We start from the raw sequence: 26,441 nt of genomic DNA, 5'->3' as shown, positions 1-26,441 counted from the left end.
GGCTGGGGGCGAGTCGAGGTCCAGGGGGCCCAGTCTCGCTCCGAAAGGACCGACCTCGGACGATTCGACCCGAGCTCACCGGGTTCGCGCATGCGATGTGACGATCCAAGTCTGCCCCGCGCATTCCTCGTCGTAGGTGTCGAGGACCTCACCATCGACCGTCGTGGCGCTGAGCGGCATCGACGAGCACACTTCAACCGACCCCAACCGCAACTCCTTCCCCGGCTCAAGGCTGGCCCTGTTGCCATTCGCGAAGTTGATCCAGATCGGGCCTGGCGTGGAGTTCCGAACCACCAGCAGACTCGGGAGCGGAGATGAGGGAACGTCAGGCTCCTCGGACACTCTCGTGATGACCTCGTCGAGGGTGGGTCCGGCGTCGAAGTCGCCGACGGCAGTCGCGGCTACGCGTCCATCGCGGTCCAGGAACATCAGCGTCGGCGCGACCCGATCCCGACCCTCCGTCAATGCCGTCAGCATGTCGTCGCTCGGGTTGACGATCGAGTCGAACCCGACGCCTAGCGACACCTCTTCAGCCCGGAATCCCTCCCGCGAGGGCTCATCGAACGCGACTCCGACCACCTGGATGTCGGTGCGCTGAGCGAGGGTGTTGATCATCGGCAGCATCTCGCGGCATGGCGTGCACCAGGAACCCCAGATCCAGACCACGACGACGTGCCCACGTAGGTCGGCGAGGTCAAGCGTGGTTCCGGATGTCGTGGTCCCAGCAAGATCGATCGGTGCACCACGCTGACCGAGCGGGACGGTCTCGACAGCCTCGTGAGAACCGCGATCGGGTCGCGGTGTTTCCAGTGCGGACGGACTGTCGCTCGGCCGCACGGCAGGGGGAGCCCCCCGATCGGCGGACGGAGCCGCAACGATGCTGGTCAGAACGGCGATGATCAGCACCGCTCCGACAGCGCTCACCAGGCCGGAGATCGTTCGAATCCGGCGACGACGACGTCGCCCCTCGAGAATGACCGTTCCGACATCACGCGGCCGGACGTCGATGCTCTCGACGGCGGCCTGGACCCGTTCCTCCACGTTCATGACCGATGTCCTCTCCCGGAGTCGCGTTCGGCATCGTGAGTCCCGAGCCGATCGCGGAGTGTCCTCAACGCTGCGGAGGCCTGAGACTTCACGGTCCCGGGCCGACATCCCAGAACGTCTGCGATCTCCCGTTCGGACAGACCCTCGAAGTAGCGCAGCACCACGATCGCCCGTCGCCTGGGCGGCAACTGTCCCAGCAGGTCCCACACCTCCCCTGGGCCGGTTCCCATGACGTCCGGCTGGGCCGCCGGCCGGTCAGGGACCTCTGCACGAGAGTGCTCGAAGCGCCGCGCGGGCTTGCGCAGGTGCGCCAGCGCGGTGTTGACGACGATGCGCCTCGTGTAGGCGACCGGGTCGTCAGCTCGGCGCACCCTCCACCATGCGGCGAATGCCTTCACGAACGCCGCCTGGACCACGTCTTCAGCGGCGTGCTTGTCGCGGACGATCGAGTACGCGACCTTCACCATCCGGGACGCGTGAGCCGCATAGAACTCCTCGAATCCCGGGTCTCGACTACTCACACCCAGAAGGATGCTTCCTCACCGCCGAAGGTTCGTCGATGTCCCTCGAATGCGAGCATTTCGTCGCCTGAGCCTCTGTTGGGGTGCCGGTGCTCCAACGTGGCGCCGGCACGCCTCACCGGCGCCGTTCTGACGCGCCGGACACGCGGGAGCGGGCGCTGGGCTGGGCCCAGGGGGCACCATGTACCCATGGGCAGCGTCGGTTCGCCCTCGATCGCGCAGCCTGACTACTGGTGGTACCGGGCCCGCGCGGACCTGCTGCGCGCCGCTGTGGGCCGCTACGTCGGCAGACCCGCCGCCGTCCTGGACGTCGGCAGCGCCGACGGGCCGAGCGTCGGGTGGCTCGCACCGGGAGCCCGTCGGGTGGCGGTCGACCTCGACCGGCGCGGCCTCGCGCCGGGTGACGTGTGTGCCTCCGCGATGCGGCTGCCGTTCGCCGACGCGACGTTCGACGTGGTCGCCGCCTTCGACGTCGTCGAGCACTGCGAGCCGGAGGCGGCCGCCCTGGCCGAGCTGACCCGAGTCCTGACGCCCGGGGGCCGCCTGCTGGTGAGCGTGCCGGCCTACCAGTGGGCCTGGTCGGACTTCGACGTGCAGAACCGGCACCATCGCCGCTACACCCGGCGGCGCCTCGTCGCCGCGGTCGAGGCCCAGGGGCTGGACGTCCTGCGCGCGACGTACCTGTTCGCGGGCACCTTCCCGTTCTTCGCCGCCGATCGGCTGCGCTCCCGCGTGCTGCGCGACGGGTCTCGAGAGGCCTCGGCCGACGGCGTCCCGCGACTACCGCAGACCGGGCCGACGGTCGAGAAGGTCCTGCTGGCGGCCGCCGGCCTGGACCGCCGGCTGCTCCCCCGCTGGGACCTGCCGTTCGGCTCGTCGGTGGTCGTGGCCGCGCGCAAGGAGGCGGCGTCGTGATCGGGTCGCGGGAGCACGCGCTGTCGGTCGTCGTCCCCGTGTACCGCGGCGCCGACACCCTCGACGCCCTGGTCGCCGAGCTCGCGCCGTTGACGACGGCCTTCCGCACGCCCGCGGGTCGTACGGCACGGGTCGCGGAGGTGCTGCTCGTCCACGACTGCGGGCCCGACGACTCCGACGTCGTGATCCGCCGGCTGGCCGCCGCCCACGACTGGGTCCGCCCGGTCTGGCTGAGCCGCAACTTCGGTCAGCACGCCGCGACCCTCGCCGGCATGGCGTCCTCCGGCGGCGACTGGGTGGCGACCCTGGACGAGGACGGCCAGCACGATCCGGCGTACCTCGGCCCGATGCTCGACCGCGCGATGGCGGACCGGGCCGACGTGGTCTACGCGGCACCGGTGAACCCCGCCCCGCACGGGGCGTTCCGCAACGTGTCGTCCCGGTGGGCCAAGCGGACGCTGCGCTGGCTGACCGGCAACCGGGACGCGGGCAGCTTCCACAGCTACCGCCTGGTGCTCGGCGAGGTCGCCCGCAGCGTCGCGGCGTACGCCGGGCCCGGCGCCTACCTCGACGTCGCGCTCGGCTGGGTGGCCCGGCGGATCACCACCTGCCCCGTGCGGCTGCGCTCCGAGGGCGAGCGCGCCTCCGGATACCGGCTCCGCACCCTGCTCTCGCACTACTGGCACTCGGTGCTCACCGGCGGCACCCGGCTGCTGCGGGCGGTGAGCGTGCTCGGGCTGCTGTTCGCGACCATCGGCTTCGCGCTGGCCGTGGTGCTGATGTGGATGCGGCTGCGGCACTCCATCCACCCGGCGGGCTGGACCTCGCTCGCGGTCGTCGGCCTGATCAGCTCCGGCACGATCCTGCTCGCGCTGGGCGTGATCGCGGAGTACGTCGGGGTCGCGGTGCACATGGCGATGGGCCGGCCGCTGTACCTGATCGTCGGCGACAGCCAGGAGGGACCGCTGGGCGCCGACGAGGAGGAGCCGCTGCCGGTCGAGGAGCCGGAGCCCTCGTGACGACGCTGCTGGTGGGACGCGGACTCCTCGGCGGCCACGTCGAGGAGCGACTGCGAGCGACCGGGGACGACGTGCACACCGTCGCCGTCCCGTGGGCCGACCACGCCGCCGCGCTGGGCGCGCTCCGCCACGCGGCCGAGATCGTCGGCGCGCGCAGCGGCTGGCGGCTCGCCTGGTGCGCCGGGGCCGGCGTCGTCGCGACCCCTGCGGCGGAGCTGGCCGCGGAGGTGCGGCTCTTCGGCGCCTTCGTGGGCACGCTGACGCACCCGCCCGCGAGCATGTTCCTGGCCTCCTCGGCCGGTGGCCTGTACGCCGGCTCGCCCGACCCGCCGCCGTTCGACGAGGGATCGACGGTGGCCGCGCTCGCGCCGTACGGCGTCGCGAAGCTCGACATGGAGGAGCTCGCGGGCCTGCTGACGGCCCGCGGCACCCGGCTGCTGGTGGGCCGGATCTCGAACCTCTACGGACCGGGGCAGGACCTGTCCAAGCCCCAGGGCCTGATCGCCCAGCTCTGCCTGGCCCACGAGACCCGCCGCACGCTCAACGTGCACGTCTCGCTCGACACGCTCCGCGACTACCTGTTCGTCGACGACGCGGCGGCGATGATCGTCGCCGGGCTCGACCTGCTCGACGCCGAGCCGCCGGGGACCACCGTGACGAAGGTGCTCGCGTCGGGGCGAGCTGCCTCGATCGCCGCGGTGGTGGCCGAGGCGACCCGGGTGCTGCGCCGCCACCCCCGGCTCTCGACCCGGCAGGCCGCCGGAGGTCAGGTGCGCGACCTGCGACTCCGGTCGGTGGTGTGGCCCGAGGTCGACGCCATGGCACGGACCCCCTTCGCCGCCGGTCTGCGCGCGACCGCCGACGACGTCGCGGCGCGCACCCGCTCGGCCGCGGGCCGGTCGACCCGGGCCGGCGGATGATCCGCCGCCACCGCACCGACCTGGGCTGGCTGGCGGTCGCGCTCGGCGCCGTCTGCCTGGTCTGGCTGTACCCGCTGCTGCTCGACCCGCGCCACTACTTCCAGGGCGACACCCAGAACGCCTACTACGGGTGGTTCCACCACCTCGGCGAGGCGCTCCTGCACGGCCGGTGGCCGATGCTCGACGTGCAGACGGCGAGCGCCGGCAACCCCCTCGCCGAGGGTCAGGAGGGCCTCTACAGCCCGCTCTCCTGGCTGATCGGCGTCGGCGCCGCTGTGGCGCCGCAGCTGGTCGTCTACGTGACCCTCGTCAAGCTCGCCATCGCCGCGCTCGCGGTGACCGGCTGCTACCTGCTCGCCCGCGGGTACGGCGTACGCCCCGGGCTCGCCGCCGTCGCGGCTGTGGCCGTGCAGCTCGGTGGCTTCACCCTGTCGGCCGACGCCCCGCGCTGGATCGCGGGGCAGCTGGTGGCCGCCCTGGTGCCGTGGGCGTGGTGGGCAGCACGGCGTACCGTCGCAGGCGCCAACCCGTGGCCGCTGCTGGTGTCGACGTTCGTGCTCGTCACGACCGGCTACGTCTTCGGCACCATGTACCTCGGCCTCGTGCTGGTGGGCCTGCTGCTCGAGGCGCTGCTGCTCCGCGACTGGCCGGGCGTGCGCCGGCTGCTGGTGACCGGCGGCTACGTCGGGCTGCTCTGCATCACCGTCTACCTGCCGGGCATCCTGACCGCGTCGGTCACCTGGCGCCGGGGGTGGGAGGTCGAGGGCCCCGGATTCCTGGAGATGGAGCCGGTGACCACGCTCCTGGCCGGGCACCCGACAACCGTCTCCCCCACCGTCAGCCTCCTCGACGACCCCGGGCTCGGAGCCGACCAGGTCACCTTCACCTACGTCGCGTGGTTCCTCCCGCTCGCGTGCTGGGTGGTCTACGCCAGGCTGCGGCACGACTGGCGGTCGCTGGTCTCCCTGGTCGTGCCGCTCGCCCTGGCGGTCGTCTGGACGCTGCTGCCCTATTACATGGGACCGATCCGGATGCCGGGCCGGGTGATGGCGATGGTCACCCTGACCGGGGTGCTGCTGCTCGTCGTGCTCCTCGACCGGGCGCTGGACCGGGCGGTGGCCGGTCGGCCGAGCCGGCTGCGGCTCGGGCTCAGCCTGCTGTGGGTCGCGGCCGCAACGGTCGGCGCGGCGCTGCTGTGGCCGAGCTCGGCGTGGCTGCAGGCGGGCGCCGGCGCGGCGGTGGTGGTCGCCGTGGTGGCGACCTTCGTCGCGACGCCGCGTCGACGGCTGGTGCCCGCGGTGATGATCGCCGCGTCGGTGGGGCTCGCCGTGCTGCAGCTGACCGCCCAGCCCGCCGGGCTCGGGGGGCAGCGCGGGTCGCCGGGCGAGCTCTCGGCGTACGCCGACCTGCTGCCGGGCGCCGCGGGCGACGTGTTCGTCATCGGGCTGAGCCCCGAGGTGCTCGAGGAGCATCCCGAGATCAGCCGGTCGGTGCTGCCCGGCAGCCTCTGGGACCTCACCGGCAAGCCGGTGCACAACGGCTACACCCCGATGGGCTTCCGGGCGTACAACAACCGCTTCTGCGTGCGGTTCAACGGAGACGCCTGTCCCGAGGCGCTCGACCGGATCTTCGAGGTCGAGCCGACCACGGGGCAGCCCTGGGTCGACCTGCACTCGATCAGCACGCTGGTCCTGGTCGACCTTCCGGTCGCACGCACGGCGAGCCCGCCGGCCGGGTGGCACGTCGTCGGCGACGAGGGCGAGGACACCGTGGTGACCTGGGTGCGTGACCGCCCGCTGCCGACCGCCGGTGGCATCGTCTGGTCGTCCCCGGGCACCCGGGTCCACGAGGTCGCCCGCACCGAGACCGCCACGACCTTCGTCGTCGACGAGGTCGGCCCCGACGCGAGCGTGGTGCTGAGCCGGATCGCCTGGCCGGGCTATGAGGTGGACGGCGCGACCCTCGGCGACCCGCTGGGCGGGCACCTGGTCCGGGTCGCGCTGTCGCCCGACGACGACGGCAGCACCGTGACCGTGCTGTTCCGGCCGCCCGGGTGGCGCCTGGAGCTGGCCGCGCTCGGTGCGGCGGTCCTGCTCGGCCTGGCCTGGGCGCTGGTCCACGCGGTGCGACGCCGCCGCGACCGATCCGGGCTCCCGGGCCGGCCGCCCCGCCCGCCGGGTCGGCGCGACTCGGGCTTCGCGGTCAGGTCGTCCGGGTAGCCGGGCTCAGTCGTCGTCGCGGCCCTCGTACTCGTCCAGCAGGCCGTCCTTGCGGGCCGCGGAGACGATCCGGCGCACGTTGGCCAGCGCGCCGCAGTCGTTGTCGATCTGCCGGTTGCGCTCGGCGCAGAACCGCTCGCCCAGGTCCGCGCGCACCCGCGGTCCGACCTCGTCACGCGCGGGGTTGAGGATCGTCAGCTCCTCCTCGGTGAGGTGGTGGTTGACCACCCGGGCGAGCTCCTCGACGGCGTCCTCGAACGCGTCGGTGTCGGTGCCCTTCAGCTCGAGCACGGCGAGCAGGGCGGCGTTGCCCTCGGCGTGCTCCTCCTCACCGTGCTCGGCCTCGTGCTCGCCGACCGCACGCTTGCGCCGCAGCTGCGGGTAGACGTGCCTCTCCTCGGCCTCGGCGTGGGCGACATGCAGCGTGGCGAAGGCGCGGCGTACGGCGTCGCGGTCCTGGCTGCTGTCGCGCAGGTCGCGCAGCAGCTCCTCGAAGCGACGGTGGTCGTCGAGGATCACGTCGACGACGTCGCCCTGCACGGGCCGGCCCAGGTCGATGTTGGTCATGACGGCTACGTAGCCCGCCCGCGCCGGGGTCAAACCTGCGCCGGTCGACGCCGGATCAGGCTCAGATCGCGCAGAGCAGCTCGGGACCGGCCATCGTCGCGATCGCCCCGGCCCGCGGCTCGAGGACGCCGGCCTTGGTCGAGGACCACGCGAACGCCAGCCGGAAGACGTCGCTGACGTCGAACGTGCGGCTCTCCGACTGGGTGAGCATGAACTGCCCCGAGAAGAGCTGCTCGCTGTCGCCGGTCAGGGTCACGTGGGCGGTGGCGTCGGCGTCGCCGTCGTCGCCGGCCCCGAAGCGCGTGCGCAGCGTCGTGCAGGACGGGTCGAGGTTCCAGTCGATGGTGCCCTTGGCGGCCCCGGCGTTGGACACGACCGAGTTGGCGTACTGCTTGCCGCCGATGCTCACCGTGGTGCCCGCCCGGGTGCCGTCGATGGCGCGGACCGCCAACTGGGTCAGCGGGACCCAGCGCAGCACGGTGACCTTGACCGGCTTGCTCGTGCCCGCCTTGACCTTGCCGGCCTTCGGCACCATCACGCGGTAGGACCGGAGACCCGGCGTCGACGGCTTGTCGACGTAGCGGAACTTGCCCGCCTTGGTCATCGTCAGTCTCTTCTCGACGGCCCACTTGCGGCCCTCGATCCGCTTCTGGAGCACGACCGTGCCGCCCTTGGCGGCGGGCTTGACCCTGCCGGACAGCACCAGCTTCTGGCCCGCGACCACCGTGGTCTTGCTCGCCTTCAGCGTCGGCTGGTACGCCGCGCGCCGCTCGGTCGGGGCCTGTGCGGCCGTCGCGGCCGCTGCCGTGAGCCCGGCGGCGAGGACGATGCCCAGCCCGGCGAGTGCGAACCTGGTGATCATGGGCGTGCTCCCTCTGGTCGATGCTGCCCCGGTGGGCACGGCGACCCTAGCCCAGCGGCACCTGCGGATCAGGGCACCGCGCGGACGATGCCCTCCAGCTCGTCGCGGTCGACGAACCGGCGGGTGCGCACCCGGTACCGGTAGATCTGGACCAGGCCGAGCGACCAGAGCAGGTACTGGGTGCACATCGCCCAGCGGAAGGCCGACGGCGTGTAGTCGCTGCCGCCCGGCGTACGCCAGTCGAGCACGACCCCGATCGCGATCACCAGCACCAGGCTGGCGACGAACCCGCCCTGGTTGATGATGCCGCTGGCGCTGGCCAGCCGCTCGTGCGGGTTGGAGGTGCGGCCGACGTCGAAGCCGATCATCGAGGCCGGGCCGCCGATGCCCACCACGATCACGAGGACGATCAGCAGCCAGAGCGGTGCGGTGCCCGGCCAGGCGAGCACCACGGTCCAGACGACGACGATGGCCGTCACGATCGTGAGCACCATGGTGGACCGTTGCCAGGGATACGCGCCGACCAGCCAGCCCAGGGTCGGACCGGCGGCCATTACCGCCAGCACCATCAGGGTCAGCAGCAGGCCCGCCGACGCGGCGGACTGGTGCTCGCCCCGGACGAAGAACGGGTAGCCCCACAGCAGGGTCAGCGCGGTCGCGCTGAACTGCGTCGAGAAGTGCATCCAGAAGCCCAGCCGGGTGCCGGGGTGGGCCCACGACGCGGCCAGGCTGGCCCGGATCGACCGCAGGGACATCGCCGGGCCCCGCAGGTTGCGGTGGGCCGGTGAGTCCCGCAGCACGGCCAGCACCGCGACGGCCAGCACCAGCCCGAGGGAGGCCGCGATCAGGTACGCCGTGCGCCAGCCCAGGTGGCCGAGCGCCCAGGTCATCGGCGCCGCGGCCAGCACCGCGCCCAGCTGCCCGAGGGTGCCGGTGAGCTGGGTGACCAGCGGAATCCGGCGAGCCGGGAACCAGGTCGCCACCAGTCGGAGCACGCAGATGAAGGTCATCGCGTCGCCCAGGCCGACGAAGAACCGGGCCACCAGCGCGGCCGGGTAGGTCTCCGCGAGCGCGAATCCCGCCTGGGCGAGCGTCAGCAGCGCCGTGCCGCAGAGCAGCACGCTGCGTGACCCGAACCGGTCGACGAGCAGCCCCACCGGGATCTGCATGCCAGCGTAGACCACCAGCTGGAGCATCGTGAACGTCGCCAGCTGGGACGCCGAGATGTCGAAGCGGTCGGTCGCGGCCAGACCGGCGACGGCGAGGGACGAGCGGTGGAAGACCGCGACGAGGTAGACCAGCAGCCCGACGATCCACACCACCCAGGCACGCGCCGTGGTGGTGGTCGGCTGCATCACTCCCCCGATTCTAGGCCCGGCGGCTTGCGAGACCGGCGCCAGGGCGGCCGCCCGCAGGTCCAGTGGTTTCGAGGCTCGGCGCTGGGGCGCCTCGCACCTCAACCACCGGCCCACGGTGGTTGAGGAGGTTGCGCTAGCAACCGTCTCGAAACCGCCGACGACCGGCGCACGCCCGGTGGTTGAGGAGGTTGCGCTAGCAACCGTCTCGAAACCACCCGCGCGGGCCCGCTAGTCGAGGCAGAACTCGTTGCCCTCGGGGTCCTGCATGACGATGTGTCCTCCGGACATGGGCGGGGCGGGCTCGTGGCGCTCCACGCGGGTCGCGCCGAGGCCGACCAGGCGGGCGCACTCGGCCTCGAGCGCGGCCATCCGCTCCTCGCCCGCCAGCCCGGGGGCGGCGCGGACGTCGAGGTGCACGCGGTTCTTGGCCGCCTTGCCCTCCGGCACCTGCTGGAAGAACAGCCGCGGGCCGACCCCGCCGGGGTCGACGCACGCGGACGCGCTGTTGCGCTGGTCGGGCGGCAGCGACTCCGAGAAGGCGTCCCAGGAGTCGAAGCCCGGCGGGGGCGGTGGGAACTCGTAGCCCAGCGCGTCGTTCCAGAACAGCGACAACGCCCGTGGGTCGGCGCAGTCGAAGGTCACCTGGACTTCTCGGACATCGCTCACTTGGCACCCGCCTCCATCATCTGCCGCAGCTCCTTCTTCAGGTCGCCGATCTCGTCGCGCAGGCGGGCGGCCACCTCGAAGTGCAGCTCGGCCGCGGCGCCCTTCATCTGGTCGGTGAGCTCCTGGATCAGCTGGGCGAGCTCGGCGCTCGGCAGCCCCGCCAGGTCCTTGCTGTGCTGGCCCGACTCTCCACCGGCCATCCGGGACAGCGCGGGGACCGGGGCCTTCCGGTTCTTCGGGTCCATGTGCTGCCAGGTCTCCAGCAGCGCCTGGGTCGACTCGTCCTCGCGCGCCAGCATGTCGGTGATGTCGGCGATCTTCTTGCGCAGCGGCTGCGGGTCGATGCCGTTGGCCTCGTTGAAGGCCACCTGCCGCGCCCGGCGCCGGTTGGTCTCGTCGATCGCCGCCTCCATCGACGGCGTGATCTTGTCGGCGTACATGTGCACCTGGCCGGAGACGTTGCGGGCGGCACGGCCGATCGTCTGGATCAGCGACTTGTCGGAGCGCAGGAAGCCCTCCTTGTCGGCGTCGAGGATCGCGACCAGCGACACCTCCGGCAGGTCGAGGCCCTCGCGGAGCAGGTTGATGCCGACGAGCACGTCGTACTGCCCCAGCCGCAGGTCGCGCAGCAGCTCGATGCGCTTGAGCGTGTCGACCTCGGAGTGCAGGTAGCGGGTGCGGACGCCGGCGTCGAGGAGGTAGTCGGTGAGGTCCTCCGACATCTTCTTGGTCAGCGTGGTGACCAGGACCCGCTCGTTCCTCTCGACGCGGGTGTTGATCTCGTGGATGAGGTCGTCGATCTGGCCCTTGGTCGGCTTGACGATCACCTCGGGGTCGACCAGCCCGGTCGGCCGGATGATCTGCTCGACGGTGTCGCCCTGGACCTTGTCGAGCTCGTAGTCGCCCGGGGTCGCGGAGAGGTAGATGGTCTGCCCGATCCGGTCGAGGAACTCCTCCCAGCGCAGCGGCCGGTTGTCCATGGCGCTGGGCAGCCGGAAGCCGTGGTCGACCAGGTTGCGCTTGCGCGACATGTCGCCTTCGTACATGCCGCCGATCTGCGGCACCGCCACATGCGACTCGTCGACGACGAGCAGGAAGTCCTCGGGGAAGTAGTCGAGCAGGCAGTTGGGCGCCGAGCCGCGGGTGCGGCCGTCGATGTGCATCGAGTAGTTCTCGATGCCCGCGCACGAGCCGACCTGCCGCATCATCTCGACGTCGTACGTCGTGCGCATCCGCAGCCGCTGCGCCTCGAGCAGCTTGCCCTGCCGCTCGAAGGTCGCGAGCTGGTCCTCCAGCTCGAGCTCGATGCCCTGGATCGCGCGCTCCATGCGCTCCGGACCGGCGACGTAGTGGGTGGCCGGGAAGACGTAGAGCTCGGTGTCGTCGGTGACCACCTCGCCGGTGATCGGGTGCAGCGTCATCAGCCGCTCGATCTCGTCGCCGAAGAACTCGACCCGCACCGCCAGCTCCTCGTAGACCGGGAAGATCTCGAGGGTGTCGCCGCGGACCCGGAAGGTGCCGCGGGTGAACGTCATGTCGTTGCGGGTGTACTGGATCTCCACGAGGCGGCGCAGGATCGAGTCGCGGTCGTGCTCCTCCCCCACCTTGAGCCGGACCATCCGGTCGACGTACTCCTGCGGGGTACCGAGGCCGTAGATGCAGGAGACGGTGCTGACCACGATCACGTCGCGCCGGGTCAGCAGGCTGTTGGTCGCGGAGTGCCGCAGCCGCTCGACCTCCTCGTTGATCGAGGAGTCCTTCTCGATGTAGGTGTCGGTCTGCGGGACGTAGGCCTCGGGCTGGTAGTAGTCGTAATAGGAGACGAAGTACTCGATCGCGTTGTCGGGGAAGAGTTGGCGCAGCTCGTTGGCGAACTGCGCCGCGAGGGTCTTGTTGGGCTGCATCACGAGCATCGGGCGCTGCAGCTGCTCGGCCACCCACGCCACGGTCGCGGTCTTGCCGGTGCCGGTGGCACCGAGCAGCACGACGTCCTCGACCCCGCCCCGGATGCGCTTGCTGATCTCGGCGATCGCGGCCGGCTGGTCGCCGGAGGGCTGGTAGTCGGAGACGACCTTGAACGGCGCCACCCGGCGCTCGAGGTCGGTCACTGGTCGCATGCCGTCGAGCCTAGACCGGCCCACCGACATCGCCCGACGGCCGATCCCGGCGGCTCGACGAGGGTCGATAGATTTGACCCGTGACCGACGACCGCCTGCCGCTGGATCGACTGCTGCGGCTGCTCCGCCGGACCCTCCTGACCATCGTCGGGGCACAGCTCGCGCTCGCCCTCGGGATGACGCTGGTCGACTCCTACCGGCGCCGCGGCAAGCGGCCCAAGCCGTTCCCGGTCACCCCGCCGCGCGACGTGGCCGTGGGCGACGGGGCGCTCACGCCGTACACCTTCGGCCAGGACCTGTACGACGCGATGATCGACGCGATCGAGAGGGCCGAGCGGCAGATCCTCTTCGAGACCTACATCTGGAAGGGCGACGAGATCGGCGAGCGGTTCAAGGCCGCGCTCGCCGCCGCGGCCGACCGCGGCGTCGAGGTCTACTGCATCTACGACGGCTTCGCGAACCTCGTCGTCTCCCCCCGGTTCAAGCGCTTCCCGCCGACCATGAAGGTGTTGCGCTACCCGATCTACCCGGCCGGCTGGAAGTTCTACGACCTCGCCCGCTACGGCCGCGACCACCGCAAGATCCTCGTGGTCGACGACGCGGTCGGCTTCGTCGGCGGCTACAACATCGGCACGGCGTACGCCACCGAGTGGCGCGACACCCACGTGCAGATCACCGGGCCGGGCGTGTGGGACCTCAAGCGCGCGTTCGCCGACTTCTGGAACCTCAACCGCCGACGCCGGATCGGTACGTCGGAGCGGCCGCTGCTGCTGGAGACCGCCTCGACCTGGGAGCCGCGGATCCGCTTCCACCGCAACGTGCCGCGACTGTGGATGTTCCCGATCCGGTCGATGTACATCGAGGCGATCAACCGCGCCTCCACCCGGGTCTGGATGACCCAGGCCTACTTCTGCCCCGACCAGGACTTCGTCGACGCGATCAAGGACGCGGCCCGGCGCGGCGTCGACGTCCGACTGCTGGTGCCGCTGAAGTCCAACCACATCGTGGCGGACTGGATCTCGCGCGGGTACTTCTCCCAGCTGCTCGACGCCGGGGTGCGGATCTTCCGGTTCAAGGACGCGATGGTGCACGCGAAGACCGCCACCATCGACGGCACCTGGTCGACCGTCGGCACCGCGAACGTCGACCGGCTCAGCCTCCAGGGCAACTACGAGATCAACATCGAGGTCATCGACCCCGCCTTCGCGGCCGAGATGGAGCGGATCTACGCCGCCGACGAGTCCAACTGCCTCGAGCTCACCCGCAGCGAGTGGGAGGCGCGCGACCTGCACCGCAAGTTCACCGAGACGATCCTCGCACCGCTGCGGCCGCTGCTGTAGCGCCCACGGTGGTCGAGGTGGTCACCGGCCGGGGGTTTCGAGGCCTCGGGCCTGGCGGCCCTCACACCTCAACCACCGGATGCCCTCGCTTCCACCGGGCAGCCGGAAGCCGCACGACACGCCGGTCCGGTACGGCGTGTCGCGCGGGTTTCGGCTGCCAGCAGCCGAAACCCGCGACGCCCAACCACGGTGGCGCTCAGCGGCGGGTGACCCGGGCGGGCAGGTGCGTGCGCGGCTCCATCCGCGGGCCGCGGCGCGGACGCCGTCCGGCGGCCAGGCCGAGCAGCACCGGCACCCGGCCGCGATGCGGGCGCCACGGTTCGAGGAACTCCGCGAGCTCTGCGTCGTCGAAGGCGCGGCCGGCGACCGCCCAGCCGACGTCCTTGGCCACGTGGTAGTCGCCGAAGGACACCGCGTCGGGGTCGCCGTGGGCGCGCTGGCGCACCTCGGCGGCGGTCCAGACGCCGACGCCGGGCAGCGTGGTGAGTCGGCGCTCGACCTCCTCGCCCGGCAGCCCGACGGTGCGCTCGAGCGCGTCGGCGACCCGGGCGGCGGAGACCAGTGCCCGCGAGCGGGCGGGGTCGACGTGCATCCGCAGCCACTCCCACGACGGCACCTGCCGGATCGTCGCCGCCGCGGGCTGCACCCACAGCCGGCGGTCGGCGCTCGGGCCCGGCGCACGCTCGCCGTACCGGTGCACGAGCCTCCGGAAGCCCGCGAACGCCTCCTGCCCGGTGACCCGCTGCTCGATGATCGCCGGGGTCAGCGCCTCCATGACCAGGCCGGTGCGACCGATCCGCCAGGCGGCGTAGCGGCGCCAGCCCTCGGCGACCAAGGGATGGCGCGGCTCGAACCCCGAGACGTCGTCGTCGGCCCCGAGCAGCGCCGGCAGCGAGGCCAGCGCCCAGTCGGCGCCCGGTCCCCAGGCCTCGGCGCGCACGACGCCCGCGGCCGAACGCGGCTCGACCATCAGGGTGGCCGGCCCCTCCGGCGTACGGATGCCGCGCCAGTGGCGCTCCCCCTCGATGCGGTACGTCGGGTCGCCGCCGCCCCGTTTGTGGACGGCGAGCACCGACGCGACCGGGCACGGCCAGTCGGGTCGCCATTCCCGCACCCGTCCGTCCACGCCGGTGAGGATAGCCCGGCACCCCGACACTGGAACACGTTCTATTCTCGTCCCATGTCGCTGCTGATCGAGGACCGCAACCGGGTCCGCACGCTCACCCTCGACCGCCCCGACGCGCTCAACGCCTTCAACGAGGCGCTGTACGACGCGACGACCGACGCGCTGCGCGCCGCGGCCGACGATCCGGGCGTCGCGGTGGTGCTGTTGACCGGCAACGGCCGGGCGTTCAGCGCCGGCACCGATCTGCTCGAGATGCACGCGCGGGCGACCGATCCCGGGTTCGTGCCGGGCCGGCACGGGTTCGTCGGGCTGCTCGACGCGCTCGTCGACCTCCCCAAGCCGTTGGTGTGCGCCGTCAACGGCGTCGGGCTGGGCATCGGCGCGACCGTCCTCGGCTTCGCCGACCTCGCGTTCATGTCGACGACCGCCCGGCTGAAGTGTCCGTTCACCAGCCTGGGCGTCGCGCCCGAGGCGGCCTCGTCGTACCTGCTCCCCCGGCTGGTCGGGCGCCAGGACGCCGCGTGGGCGCTGCTCTCGGCGGAGTGGATCACCGCCGCGGAGGCGCTCGAGATGGGGCTGGTCTGGCGGGTCTGCGAGCCCGACGACCTGCTGCCGGAGGCGCGCCGACACGCCGAGGTGCTGGCCGCCCGCCCGATCTCGTCGCTGGTCGCGGTGAAGCGGACCATGACCGAGCCGCTGCGCGCGGGCATCGACGCCGCGCGGCAGCGCGAGAACGCGGCGTTCGCCGAGCTGATGGGCGGCCCGGCCAACCTCGAGGCGCTCACCGCGTTCGCCGAGGGCCGCGAGCCGGACTTCACGAGCCTGCCGCCGGGGTGGTGAGCCCGGCTCACCCGTCCTCGGTCACGACCGCGCACGCGTCGGGGTCGTGGCTGGTCCGGCCGTCGACGAGGGCGGCCTTGGCGAGCAGCCGGCGGAGTACGTCGCGCTCCCCCGGCTCGAGCCCACCGAGCACCTCCTCCTCCGCCGCAGCCACCCGGCCGCACGTGCGCGCGACCAGCCGACGGCCGCGCGCGGTGGCGACCACCTGCCGCTGTCGACGGTCGGCGGGGTTCTGCCGGCGCTCGACGAGGCCGGCCTCCACCAGGCCGTCGATCAGGTAGGTCATCACGGTGCGGTCGATGCCGAGATGGGTGGCGAGGGCGAGCTGGCTGGGCTGCTCGCCGCGGATCACCTCGCAGAGGGTCTGATAGCCCCGCGGGCCGTGGGGCACGTCCTCGAGCAGGGGGCCGATCCGCTCGCGGTAGCTGCGCAGCAGCGAGCCGAGGGCCCAGCCGAGGTCCTCGGCGGGTTCGGTCCCGCGATGGGAGTCGTGCGGCTCGGTCACGGGAACATCGTACCCGCTACTGTTGTTCAGCAGATCGTCTGTGGCACATACGATCTGTCGCGACAACGGTAGAGGGAGAACTCGGGATGACGAACGAGGTCGCCATCGAGCTGACCCTCGGCGAGCTCTCGCTCGACGAGCTGACCGCCCTGACCCGGCATGCCGAGGCCACGGACCTCGATCTGGTGGTGCTCACCGGAGAGGACGCCTTGCTCGACCCGTGGACCACCGCCGTCTGGCTCGCCGGGCGCACCGAGCGGATCCGGATCGCGACCGGCCGGCCCGGCTCCCCACTGCCCGCGGTCGCGGCGAAGGCGCTCGCCAGCGCCGAGGCGCTCAGCGGCGGCCGGGTGCTGGTGGCCGATCCCGCATTCGTGCGCCTGCCGGCCCGCTCGACCGACGACGTCGACGGCCACGCGCCCGCGGTCCACGCCGCCCGGCGCGAGCGCCGCCTGGCGCACCGCCGCCCGGGCATCGCGTACGACGACCTGCCCGCCTCGCTCGCGGCGACCGCGGTCGAGCCGGGCGACCCGGCGTACCGCGGCGCGAGCTCGACGTACCTGCGCGGCGGCTCCCCCGGCCTCGTGCTCCGGCCGCGCTCGGCGACGGAGGTCGCGCACGCCGTGGCGTTCGCGCGCGGCCATCGCGACCTGCCGCTCGGCGTGCGCAGCGGCGGCCACGGCGTGAGCGGTCGGTCGACCAACGACGGCGGGCTGGTCGTCGACGTCGGCGCGCTCGACGAGGTCGAGGTGATCGACGAGGAGCACCACCTGGTGCGGATCGGGCCCGGCGCCCGCTGGAAGGACGTCGCGGCGGTCCTGGACGGCCACGGCTGGGCGATCGGCTCGGGCGACTACGGCGGTGTCGGGGTCGGCGGGCTCGCGACGGCCGGCGGGATCGGCTTCCTCTCCCGCAAGCACGGCCTGACCATCGACCAGCTGCGCGCGGTGGAGCTGGTGCTGGCCGACGGCAGCCGGGTCCGCGCGTCGCGGGAGGAGCGTCCGGACCTCTTCTGGGCGGTCCGCGGCGCCGGGGCGAACCTCGGCATCGTCACCGCGTTCGAGTTCGAGGCGAGCGAGGTCGACCTGGTCGGCTGGGCCCAGCTGGTCGTGGTCGTGTCCGACCTCGCGGACGGTCTCCGTCGCTTCGGCGAGGTGGCCAGCGGTGCGCCCCGGGACACCACCGTCTTCCTGGTCACCGGCCGCCCGCAGCGCGACCAGGCCGTGCTCCAGCTCTACGGCATGGTCGAGTCGGCGGACCCCGAGGTCGTGATCGAGCGGCTCACGCCGTTCGCGGAGATCGGCGCGCTCGCCCGGCAACAGGTGGTGCTGGCCCGCTACGCCGACGTGATGGCGATCGCCGCCGACGTCGGGCCCGAGGGCCACCGGGGGTACGGCGAGCCGGTTACCCGGTCGGCGTACGCACCCCGCCTGACGCCGGAGCTCGCCGCCGACACGGCCGCGCTGCTGGACACCGGGCTCGTCCACTTCTTCCAGCTGCGCACGATGGGCGGCGCGATCGCCGACGTACCCGCCGATGCCACCGCGTTCGCCCACCGCACGCCGGACTTCCAGGTCACCGCGATGGGCGCCGACCGGACCGGGCTGGACGCGGCCTGGGACGCGCTCGCGCCGCACTTCGACGGCCTCTACCTGAGCTTCGAGACCGACCCTCGGCCGGAGCGGCTGCACGACGCCTTCCCGCCGCCGACCCTCGCGCGACTGCGCGAGATCAAGCGGCGCTACGACCCGGAGAACCTCTTCCGGGACAACTTCAACATCGACCCTCAGGAGGGACCCCATGACTGACTACGGACACGACCTGCTGTTCGGCACCTTCGTGACGCCGTCGGCCCAGGGCGCCGGCCACGTGCTCGACCTGGCCGTGGCGGCCGACCGGGCCGGGCTCGACCTGGTGACCTTCCAGGACCACCCCTACCAGTCGGCCTTCCTCGACACCTGGACCCTGCTGGCGTACGCCGCGGCGCGCACCGAGCGCATTCACCTGGCCGGCAACGTGCTCAACCTCCCGCTCCGCCCACCGGCGCTGCTCGCGCGGGCGGCCGCGTCGCTCGACGTGCTCAGCGGCGGCCGGCTCGAGCTCGGCCTGGGTTCCGGCGCCTTCTGGGACGGCATCGAAGCGATGGGCGGCCGCCGGCTCACCCCCGCCGAGGGCGTGCGGGCGCTGCGTGAGGGCATCGGGGTGATCCGCGAGGTCTGGGACACCGACACCAAGGGCGGCGTGCACCACCGCGGCGAGTTCTACACCGTCGACGGCGCGAAGCGCGGACCACGGCCGGCGCACGAGATCGGCATCTGGGTCGGCGCCTACAAGCCGAAGATGCTCGAGCTCACCGGCGCCGTCGCCGACGGCTGGCTGCCGAGCATGAGCTACCTCCCCGACGGCGCCGACTCCCTACCGGGGCTCAACGCCCGCATCGACGACGCCGCGGTCGCAGCCGGCCGCGCACCCCGCGACGTACGCCGGCTGCTGAACTTCATGGACGCCGGCCCGGCGTCGTCCGCGGACTGGGCGGAGCAGCTCGCCGACCTCGCGCTCACCCACGGCATCAGCGGCTTCATCGTCGGCGGCGACGACCTCGCGACCACCGAGCGGCTGGCCGCCGAGGTGGCGCCGGCGGTGCGGGAGATCGTGTCGAAGGAGCGGTAGGGCCACCGGCCCGCCGTACCGTGTCGATCACGTGAGCACGCGCAGCGCGAGCTGCGTCGTCGCGGGCACGCCGAGGTATCCGATCACGCGCGAGACCCGGCCGGGGTCGAGCGGGAGCAGACCGGGGGTGCCCGCGGTCTCGGGGGTGAGGCCGAGATCGACGTCGGTGCGGCCGGTCATCATCGCGAGGTTGAACTCGAACCGTTCCCGCGCCTGCCGAGGGGCGAGACGCTTCAGCAGCGCCGAGCCGATGCGACGCCGGCCCGTCTCCTCGCAGTAGGAGTCGATCGTGGCCACCAGGTTGGCGCCGTCGCAGTGGTCGATGTCGGCCCACACCGCCCGCATCGAGCCCATCTGGGACAGCAGGATCGGTGCGGTCTTCTCGCCGATCCCCGGCACGCCCGGCAGGTTGTCGCTGGCGTCGCCGCGGAGCGCGGCGTACTCGAGGTAGTGCTCCGCCGCGACGCCGTAGAGGGTTCGCAGCCGGGCCGGGTTCAGCAGCGGCGACCCGGAGATGCCGCCGTTGATCAGGCGCAGTACCTGGGTGCGCTCGCTGATGTGGGCGAAGGCGTCGCGGTCGGAGGTGACGATGACGCAGCGCCAGCCCTCCCGCTCGGCCCACGCCGCGGCCGACGCGCTGACGTCGTCCGCCTCCAGCCCCGGTGGCTGCACGGCGCGCAGGCCGAGGGCGTCGAGCAGGGATTGCGCGCGTCCGAGCTGGTCGACGAGCTCGGGGTCCTTCTCGGCGCGACCCGCCTTGTACGCCGGGTAGGCGGCCGCGCGGACCGAGGACTCCCGGTCGTCGAGCCCGAAGAGCACGGCATCCGGCGCGAACTGGTCGATCGCCTCGAGGATCTGACGCACCATGCCGTGCAGGGCCCACGCCGGGCGGTCGCCGAGATCCCGCAGCCCGGACTCCGCGCGGGCGTGGTGGTTGCGATGGAGCAGCGACGGGGCGTCCACGGCGAGCAGCAGACGGGGCTCGAGGGTCACAGCAGGCCGATCCCGCGGGCATGCTCGCGCACGGCACCGCTGTCGGCGGCCAGCACGAACGGCACGTCGGCGTCCCACCCGTCGGTGACCTGCTCGACCCGGCCGTCGCCGGGATCGAGCCGCACCTCGCGGATGTAGACCGCGAGCACCCGGCCCGGGTGGGCGCGCACGATGTCGGCGTACACCTGCGGGTCCCGCTCGCCGGAGTCGCCGATCAGCACGAACCGCAGCTGCGGGTGCAGCCGCAGCACCTCCTCGATCCGCTCGTGCTTGCGGGCCCGGCCCTGGTGGCTCCCGATCAGGTCGCGCAGCAGCACCGGCCCGAGCGGGAAGTCGCGGTGCCGGAGGAAGCCGACCAGGAACTCGTGCAGATTCCACGGACTCGACGAGACGTAGAAGACCGGGTTGCCCTGGCCGTCCTCGGTGGCCGCGAGGTCCTGGTAGAGCTCGGCGGCACCCGGGAACGGCGTCCGGGTGAGCGCCGAGCCGGTGAAGGTCTGGCGCAGCATCAGGCCCACCCGCTGCACGCCGGTCTCGAGGATCGTGTCGTCGACGTCGCTGACGACGCCGAAGCGGGCGTCCGGGCCGGGCACCCGGACCCGCACCGGCACCCGGTGCTCGGTCAGGCCGCGGTAGTCGCCCGCGAGCTCGATCGTGCCGTCGTGCCAGGGGCTGTCCAGCCGGCTCGGCCGCAGCTCGACGCGGAAGTAGCCCTCGTGGTCGGTGGCGACCTCGGCGGTGGCGTCGCCCACCGTGACCCGCAGCGGTACGCCGGGCAGCTCGTCGGTCACGAACTGGCCCAGGCTCCGGCGCAGCGCCGCCCCCAGGCCCTCGCCCGCCATCGCCGGTGTGGGCGGCGGGTTGTCGAGCACCCGGCCGCGGACCACGACCCCCTCCGGCCCGCCGTGGCCGAGGTAGGCGTCGATCCGGAAGCTCTCCGGGGTCCGCCCCGCCTTGCGGCGCAGCCGCACCGCGTCCCACCGGCGCTCGGCCTCGACCAGCAGCCACTGCTTGCGACCCACGGGCCCCACCCTAGGAGTCGACGGCCCAGCGCTGTCGGCGCCGTCGGCTTCAATGGACGCATGCTGCTCGCCGACGTCGTCGCCACCTCCGCGGCCGTCGCCGCGACCCGGTCGCGCAAGGCCAAGGTCGCCGCGATCGCGGAGCTGCTCGCGCGCGCCGCGGCCGAGTCGCAGGGGTCGCTCGAGACGGTGACGGCGTACGTCGGCGGGGCGCTGCGCCAGCGGCGCACCGGCCTGGGCTGGCGCGGCCTCTCCGCGCTGCCCGACCCGGCCTCGGCGGCCACGCTGACGGTGGCCGACGTGCACGCGGCGTTCGACGAGATCGCGGCGCTGGCGGGCGCGGGGTCCCAGGCCGCCCGGTCGGCCGCGGTGACCCGGCTGTTCGGGCGCGCGACCGAGGCGGAGCAGGCCTGGCTGCGCGGCGTCGTCACCGGCGAGGTGCGGCAGGGGGCGCTCGACTCGCTGGTGCAGGAGGGCCTGGCGGCCGCTGCCGGCGTACCCCTCGCCACGGTGCGCCGGGCCGCCATGCTCGGCGGCTCGACCGTGGCCGTCGCACGGGCCGCGTTCGCGGGCCCCGACGCCCTGGCGGCCGTCGGGCTGGAGGTCGGTCGCCCGGTGCTGCCGATGCTCGCCTCGTCGGCGCCCTCGGTGGCCGAGGCCCTGGTCAAGGCAGGCGCGGGCGACCCGGTGGCGGTGGACGTGAAGCTCGACGGCATCCGGATCCAGGTGCACCGGCACGGCGACGACGTCGTGGTCGCGACCCGCTCGCTCGACGACATCACCGCCCGGCTGCCCGAGGTGGTCGCGGTCGCCCGCTCACTGCCGGCCACGACGTTCGTGCTCGACGGCGAGGCGCTCGCGCTCGACGACACCGGCCGACCTCGGCCGTTCCAGGAGACCGCGTCGCGCACCGCGATGGCCGACGGGGTCGTCGTCACGCCGTACTTCTTCGACGTGCTGCACCTCGACGGCCAGGACCTCCTCGACTCCCCCGCCACCGAGCGCGCGGCCGCCCTGGAGCGGCTGGTGCCGCAGGCGCACCGGGTGCCGCGGCTGGTGACCGCCTCCCCCGACGAGGCGGAGGCCTTCCTCGGCGACACCATCGGCTCCGGCCACGAGGGCGTCGTCGTGAAGTCGCTGTCAGCGCCGTACGACGCCGGCCGGCGCGGCGCCGCGTGGGTCAAGGTCAAGCCCGTGCACACCCTCGACCTCGTCGTGCTCGCGGTCGAGTGGGGCTCGGGCCGCCGCCGGGGCTGGCTCTCCAACATCCACCTCGGCGCCCGCGACCCGGCCACCGGCGAGCTGGTGATGCTCGGCAAGACGTTGGAGAGAACGAATATACCAACAGGATGGGTGCCGGTCGGGAAGACCTTCAAGGGAATGACTGACGACATGCTGGCGTGGCAGACCAAGACGTTCCTCGAGCTTGAGACGCATCGCGAGGGGCACGTCGTCTATGTCCGGCCACAGCAGGTCGTTGAGATCGCGTTCGACGGCGTGCAGAGTTCGACTCGGTACTCCGGAGGGGCGGCCCTTCGGTTCGCGCGCGTTGTCCGGTATCGCGATGACAAGCGCCCCGAGGATGCCGACACGATTGAGACGGTTCGAACGTTCTTGCCGCGGCCGGAACAGTAGTCTGCGACTCGTACCACCTGCGAGTGACGGTTGACCGCCCGTGGCGCTCTCGCGCTGGAAGGATGAGTTCGTGAGCGCGGAATGGGCCAACGTGATTGTCAGCGGGATCGCGTTGTGCGCCGCCATCGCGGCCGGCGTTGCTGCTGTCTCGAGTCTGCATGTCGAACAGCGACGCGACGCGTTGTACGACGAGGATCGGCGGGCACAGCAGGCAGCACTCATCGCAGCCTGGGTGCGAGATCAAAGTACCGGAACCTGGGAGGCAGTCGCCCGCAACGGGAGCTCGGTGCCGGTCTACGACGTCACGGTCTTCTACAGGTCCGAGGGATCGCCGGAGATGCACCAGACGATGAGTCTGCCAATCCTGCCGCCCGGCGACACCCCGTTGCCTTATCCGGACGGTTGGAACTGGACCACCGGCAACGACGTCGCACACATGATCGATGACGTGCGGCTCGCAGTGTCATTCAGGGACGCACAGAGCCTCTACTGGCTCCGGGACGAGTCTGGCATCTTGAGCTTTCATCCAGATTTCAGGAAGAGCCAACTCCATCGGCTCAGGCTCGAAGCTTGGATGCGGCGACCGAAGCGGAGACGCATCTTCCGGACACCTCCAAGCCTCTCCGACCTCAATTAGGCCCGCGTTCAACGCCCTGTCACAGCGACTTGGAAACCGTGGCAGAACCTCGTCTGCTAAGACCCCCCGGTAGGGGTGCCGGTTAGCTCGCGGGTCATAGCCCACCCCTGCTCCTCCTGCGTGCGCCTGGATGTGGCGTGGCGCCGGCGCGGGCCGACTGGTCCAGCCCTCCAAGTTTCACGGCTTGACAGATGCATATGCATTACCTACCTTCCTTTCATCAAGTGCATATGCACCTACAATTGGAGGACGCAACCGATGGACACCCTGACGCCCCGTGAGAAGTCGTTTCAGTGGGCAGCGGAGCGCCGTGCCAGCCGAGGTCTGCCGCCAATGCTGACCGACGCCGAATACGCGGAGATCCGGCGCCAGAGATACGCGACGGGGCCGGAGGCTGAGGCTGATGCCAGGCTTGTGGCAGAGCGGATCGGAGTTCACTGGACCGAGGTGCAGGTTATGAAGTGACCGCGCCCCGACCTTGAGAGGCAAGGAGTATCGGAGATGAGCCACCCACGGAAAGGGCCGAGCGGCAGTCAGGGGGGGCGCGGAGTTGGAGTGACCACCAATCGGGTGATCCGGGTCTCCGATGAGCTCTGGGAGGCTGCTAAGAGGAAGGCTGCCGAGAACGGAGAGAAAATCTCCGATGTCGTGCGTCGAGCACTCAGAGAGTACGCCGGACTAGCTGACGCCCCACCGTTCAACCCTCGCAAGTCGCCGGATGGAAAAGTGGAGTAATGATGACCGTTGAAGGAATCCTCGCCAACCTGCCCGCCGCTAGAGCCAACCGAGTCCGGCGACCCGTCGACCCAGACACTGCGGCCATCGTCGCGAAGTTGTTCGAGGTCGACCGGCGTGAGTCCGATGACTGACTCACCGACCGAGCGGGAGAGGTTGCTGGCGAAGCTTCCTGCGGAGCAGCGTCGGTTTGTGCTGGAGCAAGACGCACTCGCCCCTCCCCAGACCGACGAGCAGATCCGGGGGCACCGCATGGCGATCCTCGCGTCCCGACGCGACCGGATGGAGCGATCAAGACTTGCGCAGAGTGGCCTCATTGCCGAGCCTGACGCCCCACCCGACCAGCCCGACCAGTAGGAGCAGGTTGCCTGCCCAGGCTGCCGCTGCACCCATCGCCGCGATAACCGCGTTCCCGGTTTCCTCGGTGTCGACGTCGCCGAGAGCGGAACTGGCAACTTCGGTGCCCGGCCATGCGAGGAAGGCGATAGCGCCTCCGATGATTGCCAAGCCGATCCCCCCAAGGATCAAGTTCTTGATAAGACCCTGAGCGCTATCGCGCACGTAGTTAACTGCCATGCCGGCGTTCCTACTGGACTCCCCCGCCGAATGTCCCAGAAACGACGAAAGAGCCCCGCCTAGCGCGATTGCTAGGCGGGGCTTCGTCTTGCTGTCAGCGCGCGCGGTTGGCGCGGCTCCGAGCCTGTCGGCAACGATCAGAACAGGTCACGCGGTTGTTCTCCATGATGGAGACCTCGTCCATCGGCTGCTCGCACCAGACACAGAGGCCGTCGAACAGGAGCATGTCTTCGTCGGGACTGGTCGTCTGACCCCACATCAGCGGAGCCCCCGTGCATAGTCGTGCTCCCGCCAATCCTCCCGGACAGGCTCCCAGTCTCCTGGGTTCATCGCTAGAAGTTGGGTCTCTCGGGCGAATTCGCGTTCGACTCCCCGCACCAGCTCGGTGAGGTCTGCGACGTTAAGTGCAAGTTCATCCTTGGCGCGCGCATCAGCTTCGTGCTCGACAGCAGAAGATACAACTTCGCCGCGAATGATGAGCTGGATACCTCCGCGCCGGGACTCGATGTCACCGGTTTCTCTCCTTGCCGGAGGAAAGTTAGCACGACCTTCCGCGGCGGCAATCCGACTCATTACCTGCCCGTCAGCGACCTCCAATCGATGACCCTCGGTCGAGAGCAGTTCAACGCACTCGACTCGCCCAAGGTCAGGAATAACCGCCCCAACGAGACGTGCGGTCACATCCGACGCGGTGTTTCGGATGCTCCCTGGATCGGGATGGCGGAGAGTGTCTAGCAGGATGCTCGCTTCGATCGTCACCGTACGCTTGCCGTCATCGTCAACGGTCTCAGAAGTGAGGAGCTCATCGGGTAGCACGGTCATGAGTGATGAACGCAGGAGGCCACTTCTCAAGTCACCGTAGACCTGACCGTTGACAACATCTGCTGCTGCGATGTCCTCCGCAATCGCGTGCCCCAGTCGCTTGGAGTGGGCGTCAAGAACGACGTCGTAATAGGGCAAGTCTGGATGAGCTGTCACCTCCAGACGGGCGCTGTCACTGTTGCCACCCACACTCCTGCGCTCATCTACGCACGTCACGCTAAGCCCGAGCTCCTCTGCTGCTTGCTCGATCATGCGCTTGCTCGCAAGGCCAACGTGGATCTTCGAGAAGTAGTATGTGACATTGACTTCGCCATATTCCACACCCTCCGGACTCAACTCCGGCAGTTTTGTCTGAGTGACCACCGCGACAGGAAGGTCGGCCTCTCGGGGCTTCGTCGGAATTGTGGCGAAGGTTGAAAGAACTGGGACCCCTGGCATCGCTCGACCAATGACGCGAGCAGCGACCTCCGCCAGATTGGTCCGCAATCCGCGTCGCTTGCGCTCCGCAGTCTTGAATCTGCCAAGGGCTCCCCTGGCCCGCTCCTTCGCGCGAAGTTCTGATGCCTGCGCCCTGGCGTAGTCGTCGGCGGTGTAAGTGTCAAGCATCGCCGCCCAGTAGCCCCGGATGGTCGGCGCCAGAAGCCGGGTCTCGTCATACTCCCGAATCACGCTCGGAAGAATGCCCGCCGCGGTGGCGTAGTCCTGCTGGTCCTGCTCGATCTTGGGCCGCTGAGCTTCCTCGGCTTCGCGGATGATCGTCTCAAAGCGCTTGTTGCTCACGTGGTTGTTGCCTCCTGGCATATCTGATGTGAGTTGAGTTGCGAGTTGGCCGCTTACCAGCGACGACGAGCACGGGCCGCGCGAGCCTCTGCAAGCGGGTCCCACGTCGGCTGGCGCATGCCCCCGCCTTCGAGCGGCGGATCGTCCTCATACGCGTCCTCGTCGCTCTGCGGAGCGAACTTGGCGAGCACGGCGGCGTGGGCATCCAGTTCCTCGCGGGTATCGCCCTTGAGTGCGTCGGCCAGCTCGTCTGGGAGCTTGTGCTTGAGTGCGACGTTCTCGATCAGTAGTGCGTGGGTGTCGTAGTCGTCGGTCATTAGTTGCGCCAGTCCCGCACAAACGCTCCGCAGGATGTGCATCCCGTCGAACAGGACGGGGGCAAGATCCTGTAGATCTCGATCATCTTCCCGTAGACTACTTCGTCTTCCACGTCGACATCGCCCTCGTTATTCACAAGAGCTTCGATCTCTCGGATTCGGTAGGCTTCGATGAGTTTCTCCGCGAAGCCCTCAAACTGTCGTTTGATCGAGGCAGCGTTCCGCTCCATCC

At 71.1% G+C, this 26,441-nt stretch carries 25 protein-coding genes; 11 read left to right on the top strand and 14 right to left on the bottom strand.

The window, feature by feature from the left end; all coding sequences use genetic code 11:
* Positions 1 to 75: 75 nt before the first annotated feature.
* Together FHU40_RS23490 and FHU40_RS23485 are read right to left on the bottom strand one after the other, a co-directional pair.
* Positions 76 to 1,047 (bottom strand): TlpA family protein disulfide reductase, encoded by a 972-nt coding sequence (locus tag FHU40_RS23490; RefSeq protein ID WP_183594932.1) that lies wholly within the window; start codon positions 1,045 to 1,047, stop codon positions 76 to 78.
* Positions 1,044 to 1,568, bottom strand: a complete 525-nt coding sequence (locus tag FHU40_RS23485; protein ID WP_221200221.1) for a SigE family RNA polymerase sigma factor — start codon at positions 1,566 to 1,568, stop codon at positions 1,044 to 1,046. Before FHU40_RS23485 ends, FHU40_RS23490 begins: the two co-directional genes overlap by 4 nt.
* A 189-nt stretch (positions 1,569 to 1,757) precedes the next feature.
* On the opposite strand from FHU40_RS23485, the gene FHU40_RS23480 reads away from it, so the two are divergent.
* The 4 genes from FHU40_RS23480 to FHU40_RS23465 are packed head-to-tail and all read left to right on the top strand — an operon-like array spanning position 1,758 to position 6,641.
* Positions 1,758 to 2,483 (top strand): class I SAM-dependent methyltransferase, encoded by a 726-nt coding sequence (locus FHU40_RS23480; protein ID WP_183594931.1) that lies wholly within the window; start codon positions 1,758 to 1,760, stop codon positions 2,481 to 2,483.
* A complete protein-coding gene (locus tag FHU40_RS23475; protein ID WP_343058010.1) occupies positions 2,480 to 3,502 on the top strand; it encodes a glycosyltransferase in 1,023 nt (340 codons plus the stop codon). The genes FHU40_RS23480 and FHU40_RS23475 overlap by 4 nt, the downstream gene beginning before the upstream one ends.
* Entirely contained in the window at positions 3,499 to 4,422 is a 924-nt protein-coding gene (locus tag FHU40_RS23470) for an NAD-dependent epimerase/dehydratase family protein (protein WP_183594930.1), read from the top strand. The genes FHU40_RS23475 and FHU40_RS23470 overlap by 4 nt, the downstream gene beginning before the upstream one ends.
* Positions 4,419 to 6,641, top strand: coding sequence for a hypothetical protein (locus FHU40_RS23465; protein ID WP_183594929.1), 2,223 nt, complete (start codon positions 4,419 to 4,421; stop codon positions 6,639 to 6,641). Before FHU40_RS23470 ends, FHU40_RS23465 begins: the two co-directional genes overlap by 4 nt.
* Positions 6,642 to 6,647: 6 nt before the next feature.
* Here FHU40_RS23465 and FHU40_RS23460 read toward each other — a convergent pair whose 3' ends face one another.
* The 5 genes from FHU40_RS23460 to uvrB all read right to left on the bottom strand — a co-directional run bounded on the left by FHU40_RS23460 (position 6,648) and on the right by uvrB (position 12,211).
* A complete protein-coding gene (locus FHU40_RS23460) occupies positions 6,648 to 7,208 on the bottom strand; it encodes a hemerythrin domain-containing protein (protein WP_183594928.1) in 561 nt (186 codons plus the stop codon).
* A 61-nt stretch (positions 7,209 to 7,269) separates the two neighbouring features.
* Positions 7,270 to 8,070 carry an NPCBM/NEW2 domain-containing protein gene (locus tag FHU40_RS23455; protein WP_183594927.1) on the bottom strand — a complete coding sequence of 267 codons (801 nt, stop codon included), beginning with the start codon at positions 8,068 to 8,070 and terminating at the stop codon, positions 7,270 to 7,272.
* A 68-nt stretch (positions 8,071 to 8,138) separates the two neighbouring features.
* Complete coding sequence (locus FHU40_RS23450; protein ID WP_183595076.1) at positions 8,139 to 9,425, bottom strand: MFS transporter; 1,287 nt, start codon at positions 9,423 to 9,425, stop codon at positions 8,139 to 8,141.
* 231 nt (positions 9,426 to 9,656) lie between these two features.
* Complete coding sequence (locus FHU40_RS23445; protein ID WP_425490216.1) at positions 9,657 to 10,070, bottom strand: VOC family protein; 414 nt, start codon at positions 10,068 to 10,070, stop codon at positions 9,657 to 9,659.
* A 20-nt stretch (positions 10,071 to 10,090) separates the two neighbouring features.
* Positions 10,091 to 12,211, bottom strand: a complete 2,121-nt coding sequence (gene uvrB, locus FHU40_RS23440; protein ID WP_183594925.1) for an excinuclease ABC subunit UvrB — start codon at positions 12,209 to 12,211, stop codon at positions 10,091 to 10,093.
* 80 nt (positions 12,212 to 12,291) lie between these two features.
* Between uvrB and FHU40_RS23435 the strand changes: the two genes are divergently transcribed.
* Positions 12,292 to 13,551 carry a phospholipase D-like domain-containing protein gene (locus tag FHU40_RS23435; protein ID WP_343058009.1) on the top strand — a complete coding sequence of 420 codons (1,260 nt, stop codon included), beginning with the start codon at positions 12,292 to 12,294 and terminating at the stop codon, positions 13,549 to 13,551.
* A gap of 196 nt (positions 13,552 to 13,747) precedes the next feature.
* On the opposite strand, the gene FHU40_RS23430 is transcribed toward FHU40_RS23435, so the two are convergent.
* The gene (locus FHU40_RS23430) at positions 13,748 to 14,677 is read right to left on the bottom strand and encodes a DNA-3-methyladenine glycosylase family protein (RefSeq protein ID WP_183594924.1); all 930 of its coding nucleotides are present in this window, start codon (positions 14,675 to 14,677) and stop codon (positions 13,748 to 13,750) included.
* A 54-nt stretch (positions 14,678 to 14,731) separates the two neighbouring features.
* On the opposite strand from FHU40_RS23430, the gene FHU40_RS23425 reads away from it, so the two are divergent.
* Positions 14,732 to 15,517 (top strand): enoyl-CoA hydratase/isomerase family protein, encoded by a 786-nt coding sequence (locus FHU40_RS23425; RefSeq protein WP_183594923.1) that lies wholly within the window; start codon positions 14,732 to 14,734, stop codon positions 15,515 to 15,517.
* Between the two features lie 7 nt (positions 15,518 to 15,524).
* Here the strand turns inward: FHU40_RS23425 and FHU40_RS23420 are convergent, their stop codons facing one another.
* Positions 15,525 to 16,022: a MarR family transcriptional regulator gene (locus FHU40_RS23420; protein WP_183594922.1), complete on the bottom strand. Its 498-nt coding sequence runs from the start codon at positions 16,020 to 16,022 to the stop codon at positions 15,525 to 15,527.
* A gap of 86 nt (positions 16,023 to 16,108) precedes the next feature.
* On the opposite strand from FHU40_RS23420, the gene FHU40_RS23415 reads away from it, so the two are divergent.
* Positions 16,109 to 17,830: an LLM class flavin-dependent oxidoreductase gene (locus tag FHU40_RS23415; RefSeq protein ID WP_183594921.1), complete on the top strand. Its 1,722-nt coding sequence runs from the start codon at positions 16,109 to 16,111 to the stop codon at positions 17,828 to 17,830.
* A complete protein-coding gene (locus FHU40_RS23410; protein ID WP_183594920.1) occupies positions 17,823 to 18,692 on the top strand; it encodes an LLM class flavin-dependent oxidoreductase in 870 nt (289 codons plus the stop codon). The genes FHU40_RS23415 and FHU40_RS23410 overlap by 8 nt, the downstream gene beginning before the upstream one ends.
* 27 nt (positions 18,693 to 18,719) lie before the next feature.
* Here the strand turns inward: FHU40_RS23410 and FHU40_RS23405 are convergent, their stop codons facing one another.
* Both FHU40_RS23405 and FHU40_RS29750 read right to left on the bottom strand, forming a co-directional pair.
* Entirely contained in the window at positions 18,720 to 19,685 is a 966-nt protein-coding gene (locus tag FHU40_RS23405; protein ID WP_183594919.1) for a 5'-3' exonuclease H3TH domain-containing protein, read from the bottom strand.
* Positions 19,682 to 20,707, bottom strand: a complete 1,026-nt coding sequence (locus FHU40_RS29750; RefSeq protein ID WP_183594918.1) for a phosphatase domain-containing protein — start codon at positions 20,705 to 20,707, stop codon at positions 19,682 to 19,684. The genes FHU40_RS23405 and FHU40_RS29750 overlap by 4 nt, the downstream gene beginning before the upstream one ends.
* 60 nt (positions 20,708 to 20,767) lie before the next feature.
* Here FHU40_RS29750 and FHU40_RS23395 point away from each other — a divergent pair, with 60 nt between their 5' ends.
* The 3 genes from FHU40_RS23395 to FHU40_RS23385 all read left to right on the top strand — a co-directional run bounded on the left by FHU40_RS23395 (position 20,768) and on the right by FHU40_RS23385 (position 23,444).
* On the top strand, positions 20,768 to 22,342 hold the full coding sequence (locus FHU40_RS23395) for an ATP-dependent DNA ligase (protein ID WP_183594917.1): 1,575 nt from the start codon (positions 20,768 to 20,770) through the stop codon (positions 22,340 to 22,342).
* Positions 22,343 to 22,412: 70 nt separating this feature from the next.
* Complete coding sequence (locus FHU40_RS23390) at positions 22,413 to 22,979, top strand: hypothetical protein (protein WP_183594916.1); 567 nt, start codon at positions 22,413 to 22,415, stop codon at positions 22,977 to 22,979.
* A 258-nt stretch (positions 22,980 to 23,237) separates the two neighbouring features.
* Positions 23,238 to 23,444 carry a hypothetical protein gene (locus FHU40_RS23385; RefSeq protein WP_183594915.1) on the top strand — a complete coding sequence of 69 codons (207 nt, stop codon included), beginning with the start codon at positions 23,238 to 23,240 and terminating at the stop codon, positions 23,442 to 23,444.
* A 561-nt stretch (positions 23,445 to 24,005) separates the two neighbouring features.
* Here the strand turns inward: FHU40_RS23385 and FHU40_RS23380 are convergent.
* From FHU40_RS23380 to FHU40_RS23370, 3 genes are all read right to left on the bottom strand, one after another.
* A complete protein-coding gene (locus tag FHU40_RS23380) occupies positions 24,006 to 24,290 on the bottom strand; it encodes a hypothetical protein (protein ID WP_183594914.1) in 285 nt (94 codons plus the stop codon).
* Between the two features lie 258 nt (positions 24,291 to 24,548).
* A complete protein-coding gene (locus FHU40_RS23375) occupies positions 24,549 to 25,892 on the bottom strand; it encodes a hypothetical protein (RefSeq protein ID WP_183594913.1) in 1,344 nt (447 codons plus the stop codon).
* 53 nt (positions 25,893 to 25,945) lie between these two features.
* On the bottom strand, positions 25,946 to 26,209 hold the full coding sequence (locus FHU40_RS23370) for a hypothetical protein (RefSeq protein ID WP_183594912.1): 264 nt from the start codon (positions 26,207 to 26,209) through the stop codon (positions 25,946 to 25,948).
* Positions 26,210 to 26,441 lie beyond the last annotated feature (232 nt).

This window comes from Nocardioides soli (assembly GCF_014191495.1).
Taxonomy (GTDB): domain Bacteria; phylum Actinomycetota; class Actinomycetes; order Propionibacteriales; family Nocardioidaceae; genus Nocardioides; species Nocardioides soli.
The sequence above is the reverse complement of the archived record's forward strand: the minus strand, read 5'-3'. Positions and strand labels throughout refer to the sequence as shown.